The organism is Paraburkholderia sp. NMBU_R16 (assembly GCF_013282575.1).
Lineage (GTDB): Bacteria > Pseudomonadota > Gammaproteobacteria > Burkholderiales > Burkholderiaceae > Trinickia.
This window is the reverse complement of sequence record NZ_JAAAYE010000003.1, coordinates 110,210-132,730: the sequence shown is the minus strand read 5'-3', so window position 1 is coordinate 132,730 and position 22,521 is coordinate 110,210. Positions and strand designations below refer to the sequence as shown.

The 22,521-nt window shown below is 64.8% G+C and carries 24 protein-coding genes; 11 read left to right on the top strand and 13 right to left on the bottom strand.

Translation table 11 applies throughout. The features are described from left to right. Positions 1–109: 109 nt before the first annotated feature. Both GWC77_RS02415 and GWC77_RS02410 read right to left on the bottom strand, forming a co-directional pair. Entirely contained in the window at positions 110–1,369 is a 1,260-nt protein-coding gene (locus GWC77_RS02415) for a UbiH/UbiF/VisC/COQ6 family ubiquinone biosynthesis hydroxylase (RefSeq protein WP_367948986.1), read from the bottom strand. 50 nt (positions 1,370–1,419) lie between these two features. Continuing rightward, a complete protein-coding gene (locus GWC77_RS02410) occupies positions 1,420–2,817 on the bottom strand; it encodes an aminopeptidase P N-terminal domain-containing protein (RefSeq protein ID WP_173255264.1) in 1,398 nt (465 codons plus the stop codon). 192 nt (positions 2,818–3,009) lie between these two features. On the opposite strand from GWC77_RS02410, the gene GWC77_RS02405 reads away from it, so the two are divergent. Both GWC77_RS02405 and GWC77_RS02400 read left to right on the top strand, forming a co-directional pair. Beyond that, entirely contained in the window at positions 3,010–3,621 is a 612-nt protein-coding gene (locus tag GWC77_RS02405; protein ID WP_173255263.1) for a glutathione S-transferase family protein, read from the top strand. Then, a complete protein-coding gene (locus tag GWC77_RS02400; RefSeq protein WP_173255262.1) occupies positions 3,618–4,391 on the top strand; it encodes a hypothetical protein in 774 nt (257 codons plus the stop codon). Before GWC77_RS02405 ends, GWC77_RS02400 begins: the two co-directional genes overlap by 4 nt. Here the strand turns inward: GWC77_RS02400 and mnmA are convergent. Together mnmA and GWC77_RS02390 are read right to left on the bottom strand one after the other, a co-directional pair. Further along, positions 4,289–5,428, bottom strand: a complete 1,140-nt coding sequence (gene mnmA, locus GWC77_RS02395; RefSeq protein WP_173255261.1) for a tRNA 2-thiouridine(34) synthase MnmA — start codon at positions 5,426–5,428, stop codon at positions 4,289–4,291. The two genes, GWC77_RS02400 and mnmA, sit on opposite strands and share 103 nt — an antisense overlap. A 20-nt stretch (positions 5,429–5,448) precedes the next feature. Continuing rightward, on the bottom strand, positions 5,449–5,937 hold the full coding sequence (locus tag GWC77_RS02390) for an NUDIX hydrolase (protein ID WP_173255260.1): 489 nt from the start codon (positions 5,935–5,937) through the stop codon (positions 5,449–5,451). 209 nt (positions 5,938–6,146) lie between these two features. Here GWC77_RS02390 and GWC77_RS02385 point away from each other — a divergent pair, with 209 nt between their 5' ends. The 3 genes from GWC77_RS02385 to GWC77_RS02375 are packed head-to-tail and all read left to right on the top strand — an operon-like array spanning position 6,147 to position 9,083. Further along, positions 6,147–7,298, top strand: a complete 1,152-nt coding sequence (locus GWC77_RS02385; protein ID WP_173255259.1) for a Re/Si-specific NAD(P)(+) transhydrogenase subunit alpha — start codon at positions 6,147–6,149, stop codon at positions 7,296–7,298. A 12-nt stretch (positions 7,299–7,310) separates the two neighbouring features. Further along, entirely contained in the window at positions 7,311–7,628 is a 318-nt protein-coding gene (locus GWC77_RS02380; protein WP_173255258.1) for an NAD(P) transhydrogenase subunit alpha, read from the top strand. Then, on the top strand, positions 7,629–9,083 hold the full coding sequence (locus tag GWC77_RS02375) for an NAD(P)(+) transhydrogenase (Re/Si-specific) subunit beta (protein WP_173255257.1): 1,455 nt from the start codon (positions 7,629–7,631) through the stop codon (positions 9,081–9,083). It begins immediately after the preceding gene. A gap of 75 nt (positions 9,084–9,158) precedes the next feature. Here GWC77_RS02375 and GWC77_RS02370 read toward each other — a convergent pair whose 3' ends face one another. Both GWC77_RS02370 and GWC77_RS02365 read right to left on the bottom strand, forming a co-directional pair. Next, positions 9,159–9,848: a YafY family protein gene (locus GWC77_RS02370; protein ID WP_173255256.1), complete on the bottom strand. Its 690-nt coding sequence runs from the start codon at positions 9,846–9,848 to the stop codon at positions 9,159–9,161. A gap of 154 nt (positions 9,849–10,002) precedes the next feature. After that, positions 10,003–10,404 (bottom strand): VOC family protein, encoded by a 402-nt coding sequence (locus GWC77_RS02365; RefSeq protein ID WP_254366727.1) that lies wholly within the window; start codon positions 10,402–10,404, stop codon positions 10,003–10,005. Between the two features lie 328 nt (positions 10,405–10,732). On the opposite strand from GWC77_RS02365, the gene GWC77_RS02360 reads away from it, so the two are divergent. Continuing rightward, the gene (locus GWC77_RS02360; protein ID WP_173255254.1) at positions 10,733–12,832 is read left to right on the top strand and encodes a bifunctional diguanylate cyclase/phosphodiesterase; all 2,100 of its coding nucleotides are present in this window, start codon (positions 10,733–10,735) and stop codon (positions 12,830–12,832) included. 163 nt (positions 12,833–12,995) lie between these two features. Here GWC77_RS02360 and GWC77_RS02355 read toward each other — a convergent pair whose 3' ends face one another. Continuing rightward, positions 12,996–13,415, bottom strand: coding sequence for an Hsp20/alpha crystallin family protein (locus GWC77_RS02355; protein ID WP_173255253.1), 420 nt, complete (start codon positions 13,413–13,415; stop codon positions 12,996–12,998). A gap of 69 nt (positions 13,416–13,484) precedes the next feature. Beyond that, on the bottom strand, positions 13,485–13,925 hold the full coding sequence (locus tag GWC77_RS02350; RefSeq protein WP_173255252.1) for an Hsp20/alpha crystallin family protein: 441 nt from the start codon (positions 13,923–13,925) through the stop codon (positions 13,485–13,487). Positions 13,926–14,220: 295 nt separating this feature from the next. On the opposite strand from GWC77_RS02350, the gene GWC77_RS02345 reads away from it, so the two are divergent. After that, the gene (locus GWC77_RS02345) at positions 14,221–14,703 is read left to right on the top strand and encodes a DUF2778 domain-containing protein (RefSeq protein ID WP_173255328.1); all 483 of its coding nucleotides are present in this window, start codon (positions 14,221–14,223) and stop codon (positions 14,701–14,703) included. Next, positions 14,700–14,957 (top strand): non-ribosomal peptide synthetase, encoded by a 258-nt coding sequence (locus GWC77_RS02340; RefSeq protein WP_173255251.1) that lies wholly within the window; start codon positions 14,700–14,702, stop codon positions 14,955–14,957. The genes GWC77_RS02345 and GWC77_RS02340 overlap by 4 nt, the downstream gene beginning before the upstream one ends. Positions 14,958–15,048: 91 nt before the next feature. Here the strand turns inward: GWC77_RS02340 and GWC77_RS02335 are convergent, their stop codons facing one another. The 5 genes from GWC77_RS02335 to GWC77_RS02315 all read right to left on the bottom strand — a co-directional run bounded on the left by GWC77_RS02335 (position 15,049) and on the right by GWC77_RS02315 (position 20,238). Beyond that, the gene (locus GWC77_RS02335) at positions 15,049–16,356 is read right to left on the bottom strand and encodes a class I SAM-dependent RNA methyltransferase (RefSeq protein WP_173255250.1); all 1,308 of its coding nucleotides are present in this window, start codon (positions 16,354–16,356) and stop codon (positions 15,049–15,051) included. Positions 16,357–16,516: 160 nt separating this feature from the next. Further along, positions 16,517–17,224: a membrane integrity-associated transporter subunit PqiC gene (locus GWC77_RS02330; protein ID WP_173255249.1), complete on the bottom strand. Its 708-nt coding sequence runs from the start codon at positions 17,222–17,224 to the stop codon at positions 16,517–16,519. Beyond that, complete coding sequence (locus GWC77_RS02325; protein ID WP_173255248.1) at positions 17,221–18,873, bottom strand: intermembrane transport protein PqiB; 1,653 nt, start codon at positions 18,871–18,873, stop codon at positions 17,221–17,223. Before GWC77_RS02325 ends, GWC77_RS02330 begins: the two co-directional genes overlap by 4 nt. Beyond that, positions 18,870–19,562, bottom strand: a complete 693-nt coding sequence (locus tag GWC77_RS02320; RefSeq protein WP_173255247.1) for a paraquat-inducible protein A — start codon at positions 19,560–19,562, stop codon at positions 18,870–18,872. The genes GWC77_RS02325 and GWC77_RS02320 overlap by 4 nt, the downstream gene beginning before the upstream one ends. A 7-nt stretch (positions 19,563–19,569) precedes the next feature. Further along, positions 19,570–20,238, bottom strand: a complete 669-nt coding sequence (locus GWC77_RS02315) for a paraquat-inducible protein A (protein WP_173255246.1) — start codon at positions 20,236–20,238, stop codon at positions 19,570–19,572. Positions 20,239–20,574: 336 nt separating this feature from the next. Here GWC77_RS02315 and GWC77_RS02310 point away from each other — a divergent pair, with 336 nt between their 5' ends. The 3 genes from GWC77_RS02310 to GWC77_RS02300 all read left to right on the top strand — a co-directional run bounded on the left by GWC77_RS02310 (position 20,575) and on the right by GWC77_RS02300 (position 22,383). Then, positions 20,575–21,141 (top strand): cytochrome b, encoded by a 567-nt coding sequence (locus tag GWC77_RS02310; protein WP_173255245.1) that lies wholly within the window; start codon positions 20,575–20,577, stop codon positions 21,139–21,141. Positions 21,142–21,160: 19 nt separating this feature from the next. Beyond that, the gene (locus GWC77_RS02305; protein ID WP_173255244.1) at positions 21,161–21,730 is read left to right on the top strand and encodes a YceI family protein; all 570 of its coding nucleotides are present in this window, start codon (positions 21,161–21,163) and stop codon (positions 21,728–21,730) included. A 74-nt stretch (positions 21,731–21,804) separates the two neighbouring features. Next, positions 21,805–22,383: a YceI family protein gene (locus GWC77_RS02300; RefSeq protein ID WP_173255243.1), complete on the top strand. Its 579-nt coding sequence runs from the start codon at positions 21,805–21,807 to the stop codon at positions 22,381–22,383. Positions 22,384–22,521: the final 138 nt, after the last annotated feature.

Genomic DNA, 22,521 nt, shown 5'->3' with positions numbered 1-22,521 from the left:
TGGAACGGCTGTCCGGGCTCGTGACGCGGCGCGGACGCAGGCTGGCGACAAGGGAAACGGGCATTTTACCGCGTTAACGGTCAGCCCCGGTCAGCCCTCGTTTCGCAAGCTACTGGCGCTGGCCGAACATCATCTGTCGCGCGAGCGCGGTCTTGGCGGGCGGCAGGAATTCGAGCGCCGTCAGCGCGAGGCCGCGCAGCGGCGACAGCGGCCCGAGATCGGCCGTGAACAGGCGCGCAAGCGTGTCGGTCGCGCCGATCGTGAGCCTTCTGTCGAACCGGCGTGCTTGGGCGAACGCGGCGAGTGCCTCCGGCACGGGCCCGAGCCGCGCGAGCGCATCGGCCAGCGCGTGCGCGTCGCGCAGCCCCAGATTGAGGCCTTGTCCCGCGACCGGGTGAAGCGTCTGCGCGGCGTTGCCGATCGCCGCAATGCGGCCATCGACGAGCGTCTTTGCCGCGGCGAGGCCGAGTGGGAAAGCGGCACGGCCCCGTATCGCCTCGAAGCGGCCCATCCGCGAGCCGAACGCGCGCCCGAGTTCGTCGAGCAACTCGGCATCGGCAAGTCCGGCGCGGCGGGTGGCCTCATCGGGCAACATGCACCAGACGAGCGCGTAATCGGCCTGTCCGACCCCGCCCATCGGTAAAAGCGCGATCGGCCCTTCGTCGGTGAAGCGCTCCCAGGCTGTATCCGGCTGCGGTATGGCGACGCTCACGACGCCGACGAGCGCGGTTTGTCGATAGTCGCGCATCGTGCGGCGGGCGACCTCGGTAGAGCCTGCCGCGCCATGCGACCTGTCGTCCTCGCCCTCGCCCTCGCCCTCGCCGGTGCGCACCTCGCCGAAGAGTCCGCCTTCGGCGTTGACGACGATGCGCGCGCGCACGGTGCGCCGCACGGCTGCCGTTTCGAGCGGCAGCGTCAGCGCGTCGTCGCCCGGCTCGTTACGCGGCAGCAGTGCGGAGGTGGACGTGAACCAGTGTACGGCGGTGCGCCGCACGGTCCGGGCGAGCGTCTGCACGAGCGAGCCGTACCGAACGACATAACCAAGGGCCGCGAGGCCGTGCTCGTCACGTTCGATCAGCGTGCGGCCGAATCGTCCGCGCTCCGAAACGTGGATGCGCTCGATCGGATGGGCGTCGGCGGGCCACGCCCCTAGCGGCTCCAGCAACATACGGGAGCCCTCCGAGACGGCGATGGCGCGTGGATCGTTGGTCGCCTCCTCCGGCTCGCGCGCATCGACGAGCGCGACGGCGAGTCCGGCGCTTGCACTGCGCCGGGCAAGCCAGGCGGCGAGCGCGAGGCCGACGGGGCCCGCGCCGACGATCGCCACATCGAAGTCAGGACCGCCCGCCTCGCGCGAGGCTTGGGCCACGTCGGCAGATTGGGCGGATCCGGTCGGTCCGTTTGGGGTCGATTGCGCGGTCATGGCTGAGCGGCCCGCGAGGCAAGCATGAGTGCTTCGATTTCGTCGGCTTGCACGGGCACGTCTCGCGACAGCAGCTCGCAGCCGGTCTCGGTCACGACCGCATCGTCCTCGATCCGTATGCCGATGTCCCAGTAGCGCTCGGGCACGTCCTCGGCCGCGCGGATATAGAGCCCCGGCTCGATCGTGAGCGTCATCGAGGCCGCGAGCGTGCGCCAAGGCAAGGCGCCTTGCGCATCGCGCGGGGCGCCGCGGTCGCGGTAATCGCCGCAATCGTGCACGTCCATGCCGAGCCAGTGGCCAGTGCGGTGCATATAAAAGCGCGCATAGGCGCGCTCGGCAATGACATCGTCGACCGACGAGAAGCGCTCGCGCGCAATGATGCCGGTATCGAGCAGCCCCTGCGCGAGCACGCGCACGGCGGCGTCATGCGGCGCCTCGAAGCTCACGCCCGGGCGCGTCGTATCGATGGCGGCTTGCTGCGCGGCGAGCACGATGTCATAGAGCTCCCGCTGCGGCGAGGAGAACCGCCCGTTCGCGGGGAACGTGCGTGTGATGTCGGAGGCGTAGCCGTCCAGCTCGCACGCTGCGTCGATCAGCACGAGTTCGCCGTCGCGCAACACCGCATTGCCGGCCGGGTAGTGAAGCACGCAGGCGTTGGCGCCCGCTGCGACGATCGAGCCATAGGCGGGGCTCTGCGCGCCGCGGCGCCGGAAGGTATAGAGCAGCTCGGCCTCGAGCTCGTACTCGGTCATGCCGGGCCGGCATACGGACATCGTGCGCCGGTGGGCTTCGGCCGAGATCTGCGCGGCGCGGCGCATGATCGCGACCTCGTGCGGGTCCTTGAAGAGCCGCATATCGTCGAGTTTCGGCGTGAGATCGACGAGCGCCACGGGCGCGGCGACGCCGCTGCGGCTTTGCGAGCGCACCGCGTCGAGCCATCCGCGAATTTTACCGTCGAGTTCGCCCGATTGCGCGAACAGGTAATGCAGCGCCGGCGCGTCGGCAATCAGGCGCGGCAGCTCGGCATCGATTTCGTCGACGGAAAATGCCGCATCGAAGCCGAATGCGTCGCGCGCGGCCTCGGGGCCGAAGTGAAAGCCTTCCCAGGTTTCGCGCTCGGCGTTCTTGGGGCGGCAGAAAAGCAGACTGGCCGGCTCGTCGTCGCGAGCCTCCGCGTCGAGCACGATGAACGCCTGCGGTTCGGTGAAGCCGGTGAGGTAGTAGAAGTAGCTGTCGTGCCGGTACGGGTAGTCGGTATCGCGATTGCGCGCGAGTTCCGGGGCCGTCCGTACGATGGCGACACCGCCGCCGGCCGCGCGCAGCGCAGCCAGCAGGCGCTCGCGGCGTTCGCGGTAGACGGCAACGGCGAGGGGGGGATCGGTCGGTCGATTCATCGTGAGATTGTAGCGCCCAAACGGCGGCCCGATGGCGTGGCGCCGTCGCGGCGCGGCGCGCGCGTCAGCCGGCCTGTTGCATTCCGCCGACAGGTGCTGATCTGGCCGATCGGGCCGATACCCCCGCAACGCTGTCCGCCGTTATGATCGTTGGCAACGTTATACTCTCCGTCGCACACCTGAGAAACGCAGATGATGAAACTAATCGGTTCGCTGGCCAGCCCATATGTGCGCAAAGCACGCATCGTGCTGGCCGAAAAGAAGATCGACTACCAATTGGTGCTCGAAGACGTCTGGGCACCCGATACGACTATTCATACGTTCAATCCGCTTGGCAAGGTTCCTTGCCTCGTCATGGAGGACGGTGAGGCCGTATTCGATTCCCGCGTCATTTGCGAGTATGTCGATACGCTGTCGCCCGTTGGCCGGCTCATTCCGCAATCGGGCCGGGAGCGCGTCGAAGTCCGCTGCTGGGAGTCGCTGGCTGACGGCGTACTCGATGCCGGCGTCCTGATCCGCCTCGAGACTACGCAGCGCGAAGAGGCGCGGCGCAGCGAAGGCTGGGTCGCGCGCCAGCGGCGCAAGATCGAGGAAGCGCTGGGTGCCATGTCGCAAGGGCTCGCCGGCAAGCCGTGGTGTGCGAACAACCATTTTTCGCTTGCCGATGTGGCAGTCGGTTGCGCACTCGGCTACCTTGACTTCCGGATGCCGGAGCTTGGCTGGCGCGAAAAGCATTCGAATCTCGACAAGCACTTCGCGAAGCTTTCGCAGCGGCAGTCGTTCATCGACACGATCCCCGCTTGAATCTTCCCGACGCGCCCCCGCACGATGAGCGCTCGCCCGAGCACACCGACCCGGCCGCGGTTTGCCACGCACGCGCGCTGAGCGGGCGGAGGATGGCCGGTGCGGCGCTCGCTTTCCTCATACTTCTCGGTTTGCTCGTGCTTGCGTGGGAATTCGCCGCGCGGCGCGGTCTCGTCGACCCGTTCTTCGTCTCGCAGCCGTCCGTCATTGCGTATCAGCTTTTCGACTGGTGGCATGGCGCAACGTCGCGCGGCCCATTGGCAACACACATTGGCTTGACGCTCGGCGAGACGGCCGCCGGGGTGGCAGGCGGCTCGTTGGCTGCCGCGCTGGCTGTCGCAGCTTGTCCGGCGGATTCGATGCGCGGCCGGATACTGCGGCTCGCGACGGGCATCGCGCAGCCGGCCGTCGGTATCGGCATTGCTGCGGCGCTTGTCATGGGGTTGAGCGGCGCAAGCGGATGGGTGCCCAAGGCTGTGTTCGCCGCGCTGGCCGTGTTCGCGATAGCGATGGCCGATGGGCGCAAGTCGCTTCGCACGTCGTCGCGCTTACGCCTGCGGTGCCAGCTTGCACTTGCCGCGGCGGTGCTCGCCGAATGCCTGGCCCCGAGCCGCGGTGTCGGCTTTCTGATCGTGCGTTCGCTACATCAATTCAATGCGGGCGGCGTTTATGCGGCGCTCGTCGTACTCGTTGCGATATCGGTGGCGATCGACGTCGTGGCCGCCGCCTGTTCGATGATCCCGCCGCCCAGGCAGACATCGCCGTCGTAGAGCACCGCCGACTGGCCGGGCGTCACGGCCCACTGTGGGGTGTCGAAGCCAAGCGAGAACTGTTGCGGCCCGCCTTGCGCGCTGAACGTGCATGGGGCGTCGGCTTGCCGGTAGCGCGTCTTGGCGCCGAGCCGCGCGCGATCGTCGGGCGCGGCGCCTGCCACCCAACTCGTATTGCCCGCGACGAGCGTCTCCGACAGCAGCCACGGATGATCGTGGCCCTGCACGACGTAGAGCGTGTTCGTCGCCATATCCTTGCCGGCGACGAACCACGGCTCGCCGCTGCCGCTCTTGCTGCCGCCGAGGCCGATTCCCTTGCGCTGTCCAAACGTATAGAAAGCCAGACCGATGTGCTCCCCGACGACAACGCGCTCGGGCGTCATCATCGGCCCCGGCCGGGTAGGCAGATAGCGGTTCAGAAACTCGCGGAACGGCCGCTCGCCGATAAAACAGATACCGGTCGAATCCTTTTTCTTCGCATTGGGCAGGCCGATTTGCTCGGCGATCGCGCGCACCTGTGTTTTGGGAATGTCGCCGAGCGGAAATAACGTCTTCGACAACTGCGCCTGATTGAGGCGATGTAGAAAGTAGGACTGATCTTTCGTGTGATCTTTCGCCTTGAGCAGCTCGAAGCGGCCATTGGCTTCGCGCACACGCGCGTAGTGTCCTGTCGCGATCGTCTCGGCGCCGAGCGACATCGCATGGTCGAGAAACGCCTTGAACTTGATCTCCGCGTTGCAGAGCACGTCCGGGTTCGGCGTGCGGCCGGCCGAATATTCGCGCAGGAACTCGGCGAACACGCGGTCCTTGTATTCGGCCGCGAAGTTGACGGCTTCGACGTCGATGCCGATCAGGTCCGCGACGGAGACGACGTCGATCCAGTCCTGCCGCGTCGAGCAGTACTCGCTGTCGTCGTCGTCCTCCCAGTTCTTCATGAACAGGCCGACGACGTCATAACCGGCTTCCTTGAGGAGCCAGGCGGTCACCGACGAATCGACACCGCCCGACATACCCACCACCACTTTTTGCTTGCTCATCGAATTCACTGCTATCGGGTTCATGGCGCGTCGGCGACTGGCGGTCCGACCGAATGCGTATGCAGAAGGTCGAGCGCAAAGCGCTGGCCGGCGAGGTAATCGTCGAGCGAGCGCATGACGAGCGGCGTCCGGTGACGCTCGCGACAGGCACGCAGTTCGTCGGGCGTGAGCCAAAGCGTACGCACGATCCCCGCATCGAGCGTGCGCGGCGCAGGCTCGGCGCTGCAGGTGCCGCAGAACGTGAAGCGCAGGTACGTTGTGCCGCTGCCAGGTTTGTCGATATGCGTCATATAGACGCCGACGAGCGCTTGCGGGGCGAACGTGTGCGCCGTTTCCTCGAGCGTTTCCCGGATGGCGGCCTGAAGCAGCGTCTCGCCGGCTTCGAGATGGCCAGCCGGCTGGTTGATCCGCAGGCCGTCCGCCGTCTGCTCCTCGACCATCAGAAAGCGGCCGTCGCGCTCGATGACGGCCGCGACCGTCACATGCGGCGCCCAGCGTTCATTTTTCATAGCAGCGCATTTTACCGAATGCGCGATGCGGCCGCTCGACACCTCCTGGCGATCGATCCGCACCGATTTTCGTCAGCCGGCACAAGTTCGGTTAAAGTGTCGCTTCGAATCAGCCGTGTCAGCCGTGTATCTCGACAGATGGAGCCGGCGTGCGTGGTCGGCCTGTCTTCGCTTTGCTTGACGAACGAGAAGGTGAGGAGGATTGAACGATGCACATCGGAGTGCCAGCCGAAACGCGTGCGCATGAAGCGCGCGTGGCCGCGACGCCCGAGACGGTCAAGAAGTACGTCGCGGCCGGACATCGTGTCACGATCGAGCGCGGAGCGGGAAGTGCCGCTAGCGTGACCGACGACGCGTTCGCCGCCGCGGGCGCGGAGCTTGCCGACGCGGCGACCGCGTTCGGCACCGAACTCGTCCTGAAGGTGCAGTCGCCGGAGCCGGCGGAACTCGCGATGATGAAGCGGGGCGCCGTCGTGGTCGGGATGCTCGAACCGTTCAACGCCGAGAATGCCGCGCGCCTGGCCGCCGCGGGCGTGACCGCCTTTGCGCTCGAGGCCGCGCCGCGCACGACGCGCGCACAAAGCCTCGATGTGCTGTCCTCGCAAGCCAATATCGCGGGCTACAAAGCCGTACTCGTTGCGGCCGATCTCTATCCGCGTTTCATGCCGATGCTGATGACGGCCGCGGGCACGGTCAAGGCCGCGCGCGTGCTGGTGCTTGGCGCGGGCGTGGCCGGGCTGCAGGCCATTGCGACGGCGCGTCGCCTCGGTGCGGTCATCGAGGCGTCCGACGTGCGGCCGGCCGTCAAGGAGCAAATCGAATCGCTCGGCGCGAAATTCGTCGAGGTGCCTTACGAAACCCAGGAAGAGCGCGATGCGGCCGAAGGCGTCGGCGGCTATGCGCGGCCGATGCCGGCGAGTTGGCTTGCGCGTCAGGCGCAGCAGGTCCACGAACGCGCCAAGCTTGCCGACATCGTCATCACGACAGCGCTGATTCCGGGGCGCGACGCGCCGACGCTGCTGTCGGAGGATACGGTCAAGGCCATGCGGCCGGGCTCGGTCGTCGTCGATCTGGCGGCAGGGCGCGGCCCCGAGCCGGCGGACCGCCCCGGTCAGCGCGGCGGCAATTGTCCGCTCACCGAGGCCGACCGCGTCGTGACGAAACACGGTGTGACGATCGTCGGTCACACGAACCTGCCGGCCATGGTCGCCGCCGACGCATCCTCGCTCTACGCGCGCAACCTCTTCGACTTCCTCAAACTGATCGTGACGAAAGAAGGCGCGCTGAACATCGACCTGACCGACGACATCGTCGCGGCAACGCTGATTGCCCGCGACGGTGCGACCACGCGCACATCCTAAGGAGAGCCGGCGATGGAAATCATCAACCACACGGTCATCAATCTGATCATCTTCGTGCTGGCCGTCTATGTCGGCTATCACGTGGTCTGGAACGTCACGCCTGCGCTGCATACCCCGCTCATGGCCGTGACCAATGCGATTTCGGCAATCGTGATCGTCGGCGCGATGCTGGCGACCGGGCTCACCGTCGGCGGCGCCGGCAAGTTCTTCGGCACGCTGGCCGTGCTGCTCGCGGCAGTGAACGTGTTCGGCGGTTTTCTCGTGACCCGGCGCATGCTCGAGATGTTCAAGAGAAAAGAACCGAAAAAACTGACGAAGGAGGGTGCGTAAATGAGCATGAACGTCGTTACGCTCCTGTATCTCGTCGCCTCCATCTGTTTCATTCAGGCGCTCAAGGGCCTCTCGAATCCGAAGAGCGCACGCGCGGGCAATGTATTCGGCATGGCCGGGATGGCGATTGCGATCCTTACCACGGTCGCGCTGATCGTCAGAGAAGCCGCGCTGCTGGGCTCGAATCTCGCACTCGGGCTCGGGCTGCTCTTCGCCGCGCTCGTCGTCGGCGGTGCGGTGGGGGCGTTCGTGGCGGCTCGCGTCGAAATGACGAAGATGCCCGAACTCGTCGCCGCGATGCATTCGCTGATCGGTCTCGCAGCAGTCGCGATTGCCTACGCCGTGGTGTCCGAGCCGGCCGCGTTCGGGCTCGTGCCGCCCGATGCACCCTATGCGGGCTATCTGCCGTTCGGCAACCGGATCGAGCTGTTCATCGGCACGTTCGTCGGTGCCATCACGTTCTCGGGATCGGTGATTGCGTTCGGGAAGCTCTCGGGCAAGTACAAGTTTCGACTCTTTCAAGGCGCGCCCGTCGTCTATGCGGGCCAGCATCTGATCAATCTGATGCTCGCGCTCGGCATGCTCGGATTCGGCATCATCTTCTTTCTCACGCAGTCGTGGTTGCCGTTCATCATCATGACGCTGATCGCCTTCGCGCTCGGCGTGCTCATCATCATTCCGATCGGCGGGGCCGACATGCCCGTCGTCGTCTCGATGCTGAACTCGTACTCGGGATGGGCGGCGGCCGGCATCGGTTTCTCGCTGAACAACGCGATGCTGATCGTGGCGGGTTCGCTCGTCGGTTCGTCCGGTGCGATTCTCTCGTACATCATGTGTCACGCGATGAATCGGTCGTTCTTCAACGTACTGTTGGGCGGCTTCGGCGCCGAGCCAGGCGCGGCCGCCGCGGGCGGTCCGGCGGAGCAGCGGCCCGTGAAGTCGGGCTCGTCCGAAGACGCCGCATTCATGCTCGGCAATGCCGAAAACGTCGTGATCGTGCCGGGCTACGGTCTTGCCGTCGCGCGTGCGCAGCATGCGCTGAAGGAGTTGACCGACAAGCTCATCGAGAAAGGCGTCGACGTGCGTTATGCGATTCACCCGGTCGCGGGCCGCATGCCGGGGCATATGAATGTGCTGCTCGCCGAGGCCGAGGTGCCCTACGATCTCGTCTTCGAAATGGAGGACATCAACAACGAGTTCGGCCAGACCGATGTCGTGCTCGTCCTGGGCGCCAACGACGTCGTGAATCCCGCGGCGAAAAACGACCCGGCATCGCCCATCGCGGGAATGCCGATCATCGAGGCCTACAAGGCTCGTACCGTCATCGTCAACAAGCGCTCGATGGCGGCCGGGTACGCGGGGCTCGACAATGAGCTGTTCTATATGGACAAGACGATGATGGTGTTCGGCGACGCCAAGAAGGTCATCGAGGATATGGTGAAGTCGGTCGATTGAGATGCGGGGCCTGACGCGCGGGATGTTGCCGCGCGTCAGGCCGGCCCTCGGCGGCAGCGCTTGCGCGCTCGGGCGTCATGCCGACGATGGCGCTTCGACATGCCGCAGGTAGTCGGCGAGCCGCCGGCCGGTCATGTCGGGAAACGCCTCGTGCGGCGTGACGTCGACCATGCGCGAGATGTCGAAGTTGCGGAAGTCTTCGCGCAGTTCGCACCAGGCGCCGACCGTCCATTGCCCACCCCAATAGACGAGGCTGAGCGGCCAGATGCGCCGCTCGGTCCGGGCGCCTTTCTTGTCCCGATACGAGAAGCTGACGACGCGGCGCGTATCGACGGCGCGATGCAGCGCATCGACGTTTTGCGAGAACTGGCGATCGATGTGATACGACGGCGCGAAAACGGCAAGACGCTCCAGTGTCGCGCGCTTGTCGGCCGGCATGGCCGAAGCCACTTTCGCGAGCGCGCTGCGGGCGCCGGCCGCGAGGCCCGCGCCGCCCCAGGTTTCGATCATGCGGGCGCCGGCTGCCAGTGCCGCGAGTTCGTCGGGCGTGAAGGTGAGCGGCGGCAGACTTGCCGTACGCGAAAGCCGGTAGCCGATGCCTGCCTCTCCTTCGATCGGCACCCCCGATAGTTGCAGATCTCGAACGTCGCGATAGACGGTGCGCGGGGAGACATTCAGCCATTCCGCGAGTTGCTGCGCCGTCGTCAGGCGCCGCCCGCGCAGCAACTCGGCGATCTGGAACAGGCGGTCGGCTCGGCGGCTCATGGCGGACGGACTCGGCTAACGGTAGCGAAATGGCCAAGGGCAAGGCAAGGCAGGTACGGCTCGGCGGGGCCGGTGGCCCGGGCTCGGTATGGCGCGATGATAGCGCGGGCCGTCACCCAACAGTCGCCGAATGAGCGGCCGCGCCCGGCACACATCAGCGCAGTTCGAGCGAATGAAGACCGACTCGGTTGCCCTCGCAGTCGATGAAAAACCCGATGTAGCCGTACCCGTTCGGCAACTCGACCAGCGAGCCGTCCTGCTTGCCACCGGCTTTTTCGATGCGCTTGAGCGTGGCTTGCAACGACGGCTCGGCATTCAGATAGACGAGGGCGCCGTCACCGGGTTGAGCGGGCCGCAACTGCTGGGGGTTGTTGACGATGCAACCGCCCGTTGCACCGTCTTCGTGGGGGAATACTGCCATCGGCACCCCGCCGACGACTTCACGGTTCAATTCGATGCCGAGCGCGGCTTCGTAAAAACGGGCGGCGCGTTCGAGATCGACGGCCGGAAGTTCGAACCAGGCGATAACGCGAGTGGCAGCAGCGACAGCGGTCATGACAGTCTCCATCGTGGGGCGGCGGTGTGCCGGACAGTGCGCCGGGCGGCGCGTGAGGGAGAGTCTGAGGCGGTGCTGCTGACAGCGTTCTGTCAGTAGAGGTGGCGGTGAGGCCGTCCGGGTTTCGAGGTCCGGCAATGGCGGTCTCTGTTGCATCTCTCCGGCACGCATCGGGATGCGGTTCTTACGGATAAAGTAATCCGCCAGTTTGTCGATACAACAAGCTGGATACAGTGCGCTCCACGCAGATGTGGTGCGACCCTTTGAAGCTGGACCGCACGAAGACACAGTCGCACAAGACTGACTGATACTACACAAGAGAGAGCCGATGACCGGGGTCTACAACCCGCTGCTGGTCTGCCTGTCGCTGGTGGTCGCATTCCTTGCGTCCTACACGGCAGTGGAACTGTCCGGCGGCCTGAATACGCTCACGGGCGCCAAACGGCGGCCGCTATGGCTGGCGGGTGGCGCGGTGTCGATGGGCGTGGGCATCTGGTCGATGCACTTCATCGGCATGCTTGCGTTCTCGCTGCCCGTTGAGGTCGGCTACGATCTCGCCAGCACGATAGCGTCGCTGTTCCTCGCGATCGGCGTGTCGCTGATCGCGCTTGCCACGGCGAGCCGCGGCGTGCTGTCGAGCAGGCGCCTGTGCACCGCAGGGACGATCATGGGCATCGGCGTCGCCGCGATGCACTTCACCGGCATGCACGCGATGCAGATGTCGCCGGGAATCGACTACACGATCTGGAGAGTCGCGTTGTCGGTGGGCGTGGCGATCGCCGCTTCGATGGCGGCGCTTTGGCTCGCCTTCACGCTGCGCGCTTCGGACGTGCAGAACGTCGTGGTCAAGCGGCTCGGCGCAGCCTTCATCATGGCGATCGCGATCACCGGAATGCATTATGTCGGCATGAGCGCGGCCAATTTCGCCGCGGGCAGTATTTGCCTCTCCGTCGGCAAGCTCGATGCGAACTGGCTTGCGCTCGTCGTCACCGCGACGTCGTTCACCGTGCTGGTCGGCACACTCGCATTGCTTGGCTTCCATACGAGCAGCCTCTCGATCTCGCTCAGGCGCGCGAACCGGCAACTGCATTATCTCGGCACGCACGACGCGCTGACGAATCTCCCGAACCGCCAGCAACTCTCGTTGCGCATCGCGCAGGCGATCGCCGAATGCTCGCGCAGAGAATCGCAATTCGCCGTGCTCTTCATCGATCTGGATGGCTTCAAGTCGATCAACGATTCACTCGGCCATGGCGTCGGCGACGACCTGCTTAAAGTGTGCGCCGAACGTCTACGCCAGGACGTGCCCACGACCGACATGGTCGCCCGGCTCGGCGGAGATGAATTCGTGATCGTGGTTGAGAACTTGGCCGAGCCGTCGTCCGCCGTGGCGGTTGCCAATGGCGTCCTGCGGCGGCTCAGCCAGGAGATCGACGTCAACGGATTGCCGCTGCGCGTGAGCGCAAGCGTCGGCATTGCGTTCTATCCTCGTGACGGCAGCAATGCCGGCGAACTGCTGCACAGTGCGGACGCCGCGATGTACGTCGCGAAGCAAAGCGGGCGCAACACGTTCCGGGTGTTCGAGCCGCAGATGAACCATACCACCCTCAAATCGCTGATTCTGCAACGCGATCTGCATCGTGCGTTGACGGGCGGCGAACTCAGCGTGTCGTTTCAGCCGAAGTTCAGCGTTGCATCGCAATCGGTGACGGGCGTGGAGGCACTGATTCGCTGGCGCCATCCCGAACTCGGCGAGATTCCCCCGCTCGAGTTCATCCCCATCGCGGAACGCTCGGGCCTCATCGTCGAGATAGGCGACTGGGTATTGCGGGAGGTGTGCAGCAACATTGCGCTATGGGATGCACAAGGGCTGCCTGCGGTTTGTGTGGCGGTGAATCTTTCGCCGATCCAGTTCAACGTGCAAGATCTGGTGGACCGCATCGACACGCTGATCGGCGCAGCCGGCGTCGATCCCTGTCGCCTGATGTTCGAGATCACGGAAACGACGGCGATGCAGAACATCGAGAAGACGAGCCGCACGATCGAAGCGCTGCAGTCGCGCGGCTATACCGTCGCAGTAGACGATTTTGGCACCGGATACTCGAGTCTCGCTTATCTACAGCGCTTCAGGTTCGACCAGATAAAGGTCGACGGCTCGTTTATGCGCGATCTCGTCGCCGGCGGCGAGCGCGGCAGCGCATTGCTGTCGGCCGTCATGACGCTCGCGCGCGCGTTGCAGATCGAGGTCGTGGCGGAAGGTGTCGAGACGCAGTCGCAGTTCCTGACGCTGCGCGAGCTTGCCTGCGATCAGATGCAGGGGTTCCTGTTGAGCCGGCCCTTGACCGCCGTCGAGTTCCCTGCGTTCCTGCGTTCTGCTGCCGACCGGATCGTCACCGCCGGGTGCGCCTGCGTCACGCCGGCGGAATGAGGGCGGCCGCGAATCCCTCGTCGATCAGGGCACGGCGCTAAAGGAAAGCGTATCGCGACGGCTGCGCGCGGCAAGGCGGTGGGTTTAACGACCGCACGCGCAACCGCGCTATACCACCGTCGCGCGGTTCGCAAAACACGGACATGCAGTGGCCAACCGCCGATCAGCCGACGCTGATTTCGACGCGCCGCGGCTTCGCTTCGTCGCGGCGCGGAATCGTCAGCTTCAGCACGCCGTCGCGCAGTTGCGCGTCGATGCGCGATACGTCGAAGTCCGGGCTCAGCGTGAACGCGCGCGCGAAGTGCGGGTGACGGATTTCCGCGTGCTGCAGACGCAACCCGGAGGGCGTCGGTACGACCGCTTCCGCTTCGATCGTCAGACTGCCGTCGTGTACGCGCACATCGAGTTTTTCGCGCGGTACGCCTGGCAGATCGGCGTAGAGCGTAATGCCATGACGGTCCTCGAAAATATCCACGTCCGGCGCGAGGCGCACTTGACGCGTTGCGGTCTGTTCGTTCCCCGGGTTCCTCGCGGTCGTGCTGCTCCCTTGGGCCTGCGTGGCCAATTCGGTTGTGTCATTCATGATGTCCTCCGTAATGCCTTGGGCGGGCCGCCCCACCGGCCGAATTCGCTGTTTCGTGCGTCGCCGCGTTTACTGCACGGTGATCGAACGCGGCTTCGACGCTTCGGACTTGCCGACGCTGATCGTCAGGCACCCGTCCACGTAGCGCGCGTTGACTTTGTCCGGGTCGGCGGGCTGCGGGAGTTCCACGACGCGCCGGAATGCGCCCACGAAGCGCTCCTCGGCATAGACTCGTGTCTCGTCGGACGACTCCGGCTCGATGCGTTTGCGCTCGCCGCTGATGGTAAGCAAGCCCTTGTCGATTGAAACGTCGATCGTGGCCGGATCGAGCCCTGGCGCGAATGCGACGATTTCGACCGATTCGTCGGTCGTGCCGATGTTGATGGGAGGGAAGGCGTCGAAGCGCGTGGCGCGCAGACTCGCCGGGAACCCCGCGAAGAGGTTCGTCATCTGCCTTTGCAGGCGATCGAGCTCGCCCAGCAGATTGGCGTCGAAGAAAAGATCGCTCATGATTGGCTCCTTTCGGGGGCCCGCACGGAGCTGAACCGGACTACGCGCTCCAGTTCATCCGTCCGCGAGGAAGCCCGCTGACAAACAAATCGAAACACGCAGCGCGTGAACCGCGACTGCCTGAGCGAAACCTAAGATAGTGCAGAAAATGGAGATTTCAAGAGGGGGGCGGTAAGCGGCTGCGGCGTTCGCGCATTGGCGTGCCGGGACGCGCGGCGCAATCATGCGGTTCGGTGTGGATTCATCTGAAGTTTGTTGTATCTTGCGGCATGCGATCCATTACGCGAGCCTCGCCATGCCGATTTCGTGCAAGTTTGCATTGAACAACAGCCAGTTTTCGACATTCACCTGCGCCGGCATCGGTGCCTTCGCCGCTTTTTCCGGCAATGGTTTGGGGCGCGACAATCCAGCAGCCGTAGACAAACCCGATATTGGGCCCCTGCCGCCTGGGCGGTATTACATCGTTGATCGCGAGTCCGGTGGGCGGATGGGCAGCATCCGTGATTTCGTACTTAAACATTTTTACGGCACCGACAGGACCACTTGGTTTGCGCTATATCGCAGCGACGATGTGATTGATGATTGGACCAGCATAAACGGCATCCGCCGTGGCAACTTCAGGCTTCACCCCATTGGCCCGCGCCGACTCAGCGACGGCTGTATCGCAATAGTCAGTCCGAGTCAGTTCAAAATGCTGTACGACCGTTTGAAGTCGACTCCAACCATTTCCATACCCGGAACGGCGATGCGCGCCTATGGGACGGTAGACGTGCGATGAAGCGCATAACCCGCATAACAGTCAACATCGTGTCGGTCATCGCCATTGCGCTCGGTGTCGTGCGCATTCTCGGCGGTATTCCGTTTGCACCATGGGCGACGGATTTGTTGATCCGCCTTGCTGCAGGGTTCGGCATGTACGGTGACGAGCAGGTCGAAGACGTCTACGTGATCGCCAGCCTGCTCATCGCGGTCGCGTTCGCTTCGGCTCTCGTCTGGGCCGCCAATCGATTGGTAGCTCGCCGACGTAGTTGACCGTACGCCGTTTGCGCAGCCGGAATGTCGGCTTTACATTCAACTCGAACGGCAATGCGGCCTCCCCAAGAACCGCTCCGGCTTTAAGCACTCACTCTCGAGGCTCACCATCGTCACGCGCCGGCCGCGACTTCACGCTGCCCGTCACGAGATCGAAGCGAAAGAGCCGGCACTCGAGCGCGCCGTTGAAAAGCGGCGTCTTCGTCGATTCGCGTAGCCGCATGAGCCCGGGCAGTTTGCGATCCGCCGTCAACACGAAAGCGCTCCAGCCCGCGAAGCGCTGTTTGAGTGCATCGCCAAACGCCTGAAAGAACTCCGCATCCGGGGTTTCTTCGTGAGCACGGCGAAAACCTTCCGCGTTTTCACGCGGCTCGCGCAGTTCCCCGCGCGGGCCGCGGCCACGTACCGTGAGTCGCTCCCCATAGGGCGGATTCGCGACGACGATACCGGGGGCCGCGATCGGCGGCGTGATCGCCCGCGCGTCGAGCTGCTTGAGCGAGATCGACGGCAACCCAGCCCGTTCGAGGTTCGCGCGGGCCTTCTCCAGCATATCGCCCGAGATATCGCTGCCGAAAATGCGCAGATCGGACGCATTCGATGCCCGTGCCGCGCGTTTGGCGTCCATCGCCTCGACTTTCATCGCCTGCCAGGCCGCGACGTCGTATTGCTTCAGCTTCTCGAAACCGAACCGGCGCTCGACGCCGGGTGCGATACCGAGCGACATTTGCGCCGCTTCGGCAAGGAACGTGCCGCTGCCGCACATGGGATCGTAAAGCGGCGTGCCCGGCGTCCAGCCCGCCACGCGCAGGATGCCGGCGGCGAGGTTCTCGCGCAGCGGCGCTGCGCCCTTGTCGAGCCGCCAACCGCGCTTGAACAGCGGTTCGCCCGAAGTATCGAGATAAAGGGTGCAAAGATCGGCGGTCAGAAACGCGGACACGCGCACGTCGGGCTGCGCCGTGTCGATGCTCGGACGCGCACCGCTCACGCTGCGCAGACGGTCGCAGACCGCATCCTTCACGCGCAGCGTGGTGAACTCGAGGCTGCGCAGCGGCGATTTGATCGCGGTGATGTCCACGCGCAGCGTTTCGTTCGCGGAAAACCAGGTCTCCCAGCGCTGCTCCGCAGCAAGCGCATAGACATCCTGTTCATTGCGATAGGAGCGCTCGGCGATCTTGAGCAGCACGCGGCTGGCAATGCGCGAATGCAGATTGGCCGCCATGCCGACCGCCCAGCCGCCGCGAAACTGTACGCCGCCAGGCACTTGGGTGCCGGCCTCGTACGGGGCGGCAGCGCCTGCCGTTTGCAGGCGGGCGCCGATTTCCGCGAGCTCGGCGGCAAGCGCGGCTTCGAGCCCGCGCGGACAAGGGGCGAAAAAATCGAACGGCGTGGGTGAGGACATAAGGCACAGGGGTAATTCAAAGACGCCATTGTACGCGCCTCATCCATGCGTCCCGGCGCCTCCACGCGCGGCTCGAACACAAGTGTGCGCTGTGGCGGCGAAACCGTTTTCAATCTGCGCTGCCGGGACGGCCTTGCCGGCGTCCGATTTCGCCGCGCTGTCAGTTCGAACTGCTCACAGCGCCCTGGCTTCCCGACGCGCACCCGCTGGCCGTCGCACCCGCACCCGCGGCGGCCGGCCGCGCCGCCAACGCGCGCACGGCGGCCGCGATGTCGTCGGCCATTTGTGCGACGGCGCGGCGGTGCCCGTCGACGAGCGCGGGGTAGCCGGCTTCGACAGGCTCGCTCGCCACGGTTCGACAGGTCAGCAAGGCCTGAGAGCCTACGGCGCGCACGCTCCACACCGCGTCGAGCACCGCGCGCGAACCAGGCCACGATTCGAAGCGGCGCACGTTGACCGTGATGCGGTAAACCGGCACGCCTGCCGGATAGGGCGCGCCATACACATCGAACGAGCCGAGGCGCGCGGCGAGATCGCTCGACAGCGCTCTGCGGATTTCATCGGCGGGCGGTGAGGCCCAGCGTTCCTGCTCGAGCACGTCGACGCGTGCATCGCCAGCCTCCACGACGAGCTGATTGCGCGAAACCTGGGCCGGCGTGTCGACGGGGGGCACCTCGAACAACAACGCGGGAGCCGTCGCCGGACGTTGCGCTGCCGCTGCCGGCACCGCTGCGTCGCCGCCGGCATTCGCGCCGCTCAATGTATAGAAGCGGCTCGAGGGCGAGGCGCAGCCAATGAGCGCCGCGGCGCTGGCCCAGATCGCAGCACGAACGAGCCTGGCCCGGTAGGAAGTGCGAATGGAGGTCATGGATGGCCATCCTTGGCTTTGCCGCGCAATAGCGATTCGGGATGCCGCTCGAGATAATCGGCGAGCGCGTTCAGCGATTGCAGCGTCTGCGTGAGTTGGTTCAACGCCTGATGCATATCCGATTGCAGCGGCGAATCCTGCTGCAGCGTGGCCTGCGCCGCGCCGAACGTTTGCCGCGCCGCGGCGAGCGTGTCGCGCGCCTGCGGGGCGAGTTCGGTATCGAGCTTCTTGAACAGATTGTTGGCGTTCTTCAGCGTGCCGTTCAGATTCTGGCTGATCTCGTCGAACGGAATTTTGTCGATCTTTTTCGCGATGTCGGCCACCTGCAACTGCAGCTCTTCCAGCGTGTTGGGCACCGTCGGCAAGACCAGCGGCGCATGCCGCATGTCCAACGACGCCCGCGGTGCGTTCGGGAAAATATCGAGCGCAACATAGAGCTGGTTCGTGAGCAGATTGCCGGTACGCAACTGGCCGCGCAGCCCATGCGCGACGAGCGTGCTCAGCAGTTCCATCCCCGCGGTCGGTCCCCCGCGCGCAATGGCGTCGCGGAACTGTTGACCGAGCCGGTCGGGATAGAGGTTCATCGTGACGGGCATCGTGAAATTGCGTGCCTTCGGATCGTACTCGACACCGATTCGCGTCACCTCGCCGAGCTCGATTCCGCGGAAATCGACGGTCGCGCCCGGGGACAGTCCGCGCACCGACTGGTTGAAGTTCATGACCACCGACAGCGGCGGGCCGTCCGGCTCACGCATTGCGCTGCTTTCGTCGCTGGCGAGCCGGAACACCGCATCGTCGGGTGCGGGCTGGCCCACGGCTTGCCCGGGCGGCGACTGAAACGCCACGCCGCCGACGATGACGGTGGCGAGCGACTGCGTATTGAGCTTCAGGCCGCTGGAATCGAGCCGCAGATCGACGCCGCTCGCATGCCACCAGCGTGAATTGGTGCCGACGTATTGGTCGTAGGGCGAATTGACGAATACCTCGACCGTCACGCCGGTGCCGTCCTTGTCGAGCGAGAAGCCGACCACTTGTCCGACTTGCACGCGCCGGTAATAGACGGGCGAGCCGATGTCGAGCGAGCCCAGCGAGCCGCCTTGCAGCGTATAGCGGCGCCCGCGCAGATCGCCCGTCACGGCCGGCGGCTTTTCGAGCCCGACGAAATCGGATTGCGCGTTATGCGAGCGGCCGGCGTCGACTCCGATGTACGAACCCGACAGCAGCGTGCCGAGCCCCGTTACGCCGCTCGCACCGATGCGCGGACGCACGATCCAGAATTTCGTGTCTTCGACGGCGAAGTCCTCGGCCTCCTTGGTCAGCTCGACTTCCACGAGCACACGGTGATGGTCCTTCGACAAGCGTATCGTTTTGACCGCGCCGATATCGACATCCTTGTACTTCACCTTCGTCTTGCCCGGCTCGAGGCCCTCGGCGCTCGAGAAACTGATCGTAATGGTCGGCCCGCGATCGATCACCGATTTGACGACGAGGCCGATACCGATCAGCGCGGCAACGAGCGGTACCAGCCAGACGAGCGAGGGCAGCCAAGTGCGTTTCGCTGCCACGGGCTCGGGCAAATCGGGCGGCAGCTCCGGGCCCCCGGGCGGAGCGCCGTTGGCGTTGGGGGGCTGTCCTTGCGAACTGGTCATGATGAAGGTCCTGAGTCGGGCGGGCGGCGTTGCGCAGTGTCGGCGGTATCGGCGGTATCGGCTCCGCTTTCGTCGTGCACAGCGTCCCAGATGAGGCGCGGATCGAACTGCATCGAAGCGAGCATCGTCAGCACGACCACGGCGGCGAACGCAAGCGCGCCCCAACCGGCCGTGATGACGGCGAAAGACTTGAACCGTACGAGCGCGACGGTCAGCGTGATGACGAAGACATCGAGCATCGACCAGCGGCCGATGCGCTCGACGAGCCGATAAAGCCGCGTGCGTTCGAGCGGGCGCCACGGCGAGCGCTGCTGGACGGTGATCGCTAGCAGCGCGAGCACGGTGAGCTTGAGCATCGGTACGAGAATGCTTGCAACGAAGACGATGATGGCCAGCGGCCAGTCTCCGGAGACCCAGAAATAGACGACGCCGCTCATGATCGTGTCGTCCTGGTCGCCGAACAAGGAACTCGTATGGAGCACGGGCAACAGGTTAGCGGGAATGTAGAGCAACGCCGCCGCGATCAGCAGCGCCCAGGTGCGCGAAATACTGTTCGCCTGGCGCTGATGGAGCGCGGCGCCGCAGCGCGAGCAATGCTGTCGCGCGCGCCGCGGCGCAGCGCGGACTTCGACGTTGCCGCATGCGTGGCAGGCGATGAATCCAGCGCGGGCCGTGGTGAGATAGCTCATCGGGCGTCTATCGGCGGTGCGCCGACGCATGTGGGATGCCGCCATGCGTGGGTGTACGGGGTGCTGGGGACGGGCGCAGGGCGTCTGCGATATCCCAGAGCGCGCGCGGATCGAACATGACGACGACGGCCAGCATCAGCGTCAGCCCGCCGAACGCGAAGAGCGCCGCCTCGGGCACCACGCGGGCGAGGCTCGTCATCTTGACGATGGTGACGAGGATGCCGAGCATCAGCACCTCGACCATCCCCCACGGCCGAACGAACTGGATGGTCCGCAAAACCAGATCGAAGGCGGGCGGCACGACGCCCGAGCGAACCGGCATCAGCACGTAGAGCAGCGCGACGAGTTCGACGAGCGGAAATAGAAACGTCGAACAGAAGACGGCCACGGCGACGAGCTCCATGCCATCGTTCCATAGCACGCTGATCGCGCCGATCAGCGTAGTCTGGGAAGTCGTGCCATTCAGATCGAGTTCGACGATCGGAAAGCCTTGTGCAATCAGGAAGGTGATCAGGGCGGCGACCGCGAGCGCGGCGATCAGGTCGAGGCGGGTCGCGCTCGAGCGAAAAAGCAACGCCGCGCAGCGCGGGCAACGCGTGTTCATCTGCTGCGCATGATGCGGTTTTCGCAACAGTGCGTCGCATTCGTGGCATGCAATCAGATCCAAGCGATTCATGGGCGGCGGGCTTTCGTCCTGGTTTCATCGCGGGCCGCGGGGCGTCCGCGCGAGGTGCGGATGGGCCGCAAGTCCGCGCCCATCTTACCAAATGGACCTTCGAGGGGGCGCCGCGCGTCCCGCGGCCGGGCTCGCCGATCGAACGATTCAGGTCGGTCCGAGCGGCGCGTGGGCACTTTGCAGTGGGCGGCGGTCGCCGGCGAGAAGCCCGTTTGCGATCCCGCACGCATTTTCAGGTTGCGGTACGATGGCGCCCGTTGGAATAGCAAGCGGGACACATCCGTTTCATCAGTGTCCGGGTAGCGGGCCCGCTTTCATGTCACTCGACGCCTTGCCATGCAAACCAAACGTCAGCCTTCCTTTGCCCGATCAGACGGCTACACGAATATTGCAATCGCCTTTCACTGGGCGATCGCGCTTTTGATCGTGGGCGGATTCGCGATCGGCTGGATCATGACCCGCATTCCCGGCTTCACCCCCGAGAAGCTGCGCTATTTTTCGTGGCACAAGTGGATTGGCGTGACCGTGTTCGCGTTGGCGCTCGCGCGCATCCTGTGGCGCCTGACGCACGAGGCGCCACCGCTGCCGTCCCGCATGAGCGCGTGGCAGCGCACGGCTGCGAATGCCGTGCACGGGCTGCTGTACCTGCTGATGATCGCGGTCCCCGTTACCGGGTACCTCTATAGCTCGGCCGCGAACGTGCCCGTCGTCTATCTCGGGCTCATTCCGTTGCCTCGCATCATCGATCCGAACCCCGAGTGGAAAGCGATCCTCAAGACCGCGCATATTACGCTCGATTACGGACTCGGCATTCTCGTGCTGGCGCACGTGGCGGCCGCGCTCAAGCATCAATGGATCGACCGGGACAAGCTGCTCGCCCGGATGATTCCGTTTCTCAAGTGATCCCTGAACGGAAATGACAATGAAAGCATCGTTTTACCGCTACATGCTGGCGGCGTTCGCCGCGGCGACCATGGCCGCCGCCGGCATGGCCCAGGCGCAGGTCGATGCCGCGAAGAGTTCGATCGTCGCGACTTCCAAGCAGATGAACGTGCCCGTGGACGGCAAGTTTACGAAGTTCACGGCGCAAATCAGTTTCGATCCGGCCAAGCCGACGACGGGCAACGCCCAATTCACCATCGACGTGGCGAGCTACGATCTCGGCGACAAAGAGTACAACCAGCAGGTAGCCGGCAAGGACTGGTTCGATGCGAAGACTTATCCGAGCGCGACCTTCGTTTCGAGTGCCATCGCGCCGGCAGGCGGCAACAAGTACAACGTGACGGGCAAATTGACGATCAAGGGCAAGAGCCAGAACGTCGTCGTGCCCGTGACCGTGAGCCAACAAGGCGGCACACAGGTCTTCGACGGCGCGTTGCCGATCAAGCGTTCGACGTTCGACATCGGGACCGGCGAGTGGAAGGACACATCGGTCGTCGCCGATGACGTCACCATCAAGTTCCACATCGTCGCCGCTGCGAAGAAGAGCTGACCTGCCGCGCTGAACTGCGCCGTACACGATCAACCCTTACGCCGCCCGGATGGCGGCTTGCATCAGGAGAATCGATGAAAACCAACCTGCTCATCGCCGCGGCACTCGCCGCCTCGATTTCGGGCGCTGCATTTGCTGCCGACGTTTATCAGTTGGATCCGAATCACACCTATCCGACCTTCGCGGCCGATCATTTCGGCGGCCTCTCGGTCTGGCGCGGCAAATTCACGAAAAGCTCCGGCACGGTGACGCTCGATCGTCAAGCGAAGACGGGCACGGTCAATGTCACGATCGACGCCGCTTCGATCGACACCGGCAACAAGAAGCTCGACGAGCACCTCGTCGGCAACGAGTTCTTCGATGTCGCGAAATATCCGACCGCGACGTATAAGGGCAACGAGATCAAGTTCGACGGCGACAAGCCCGTCGAAGTCATCGGCACGCTGACGCTGCACGGCGTCACGAAGCCCGTGAACCTGAAGATCGATTCGTTCAAGTGCATGCCGCATCCGATGCTCAAGCGCGAGGTTTGCGGTGTCGAGGCCAGCACGATGTTCGATCGCGACGAATTCGGCATCGATATGGGCAAGAAGTACGGGTTCAAGATGGAAACGGCACTGCACATCCAGGCCGAGGGTATCAAGCAGCAATAACCGCTCAGCACGGGCTTCAGACCCGGCGCTCAGGGAACGAGCCGCTTCGCGCATCGAGCCGGGGCGGCTTCTTTTTCGCATCGACACCTGCCGCTCCTCCGTTGCGCGCCGCAAATTTGCGATAGATACTTGCCGCGG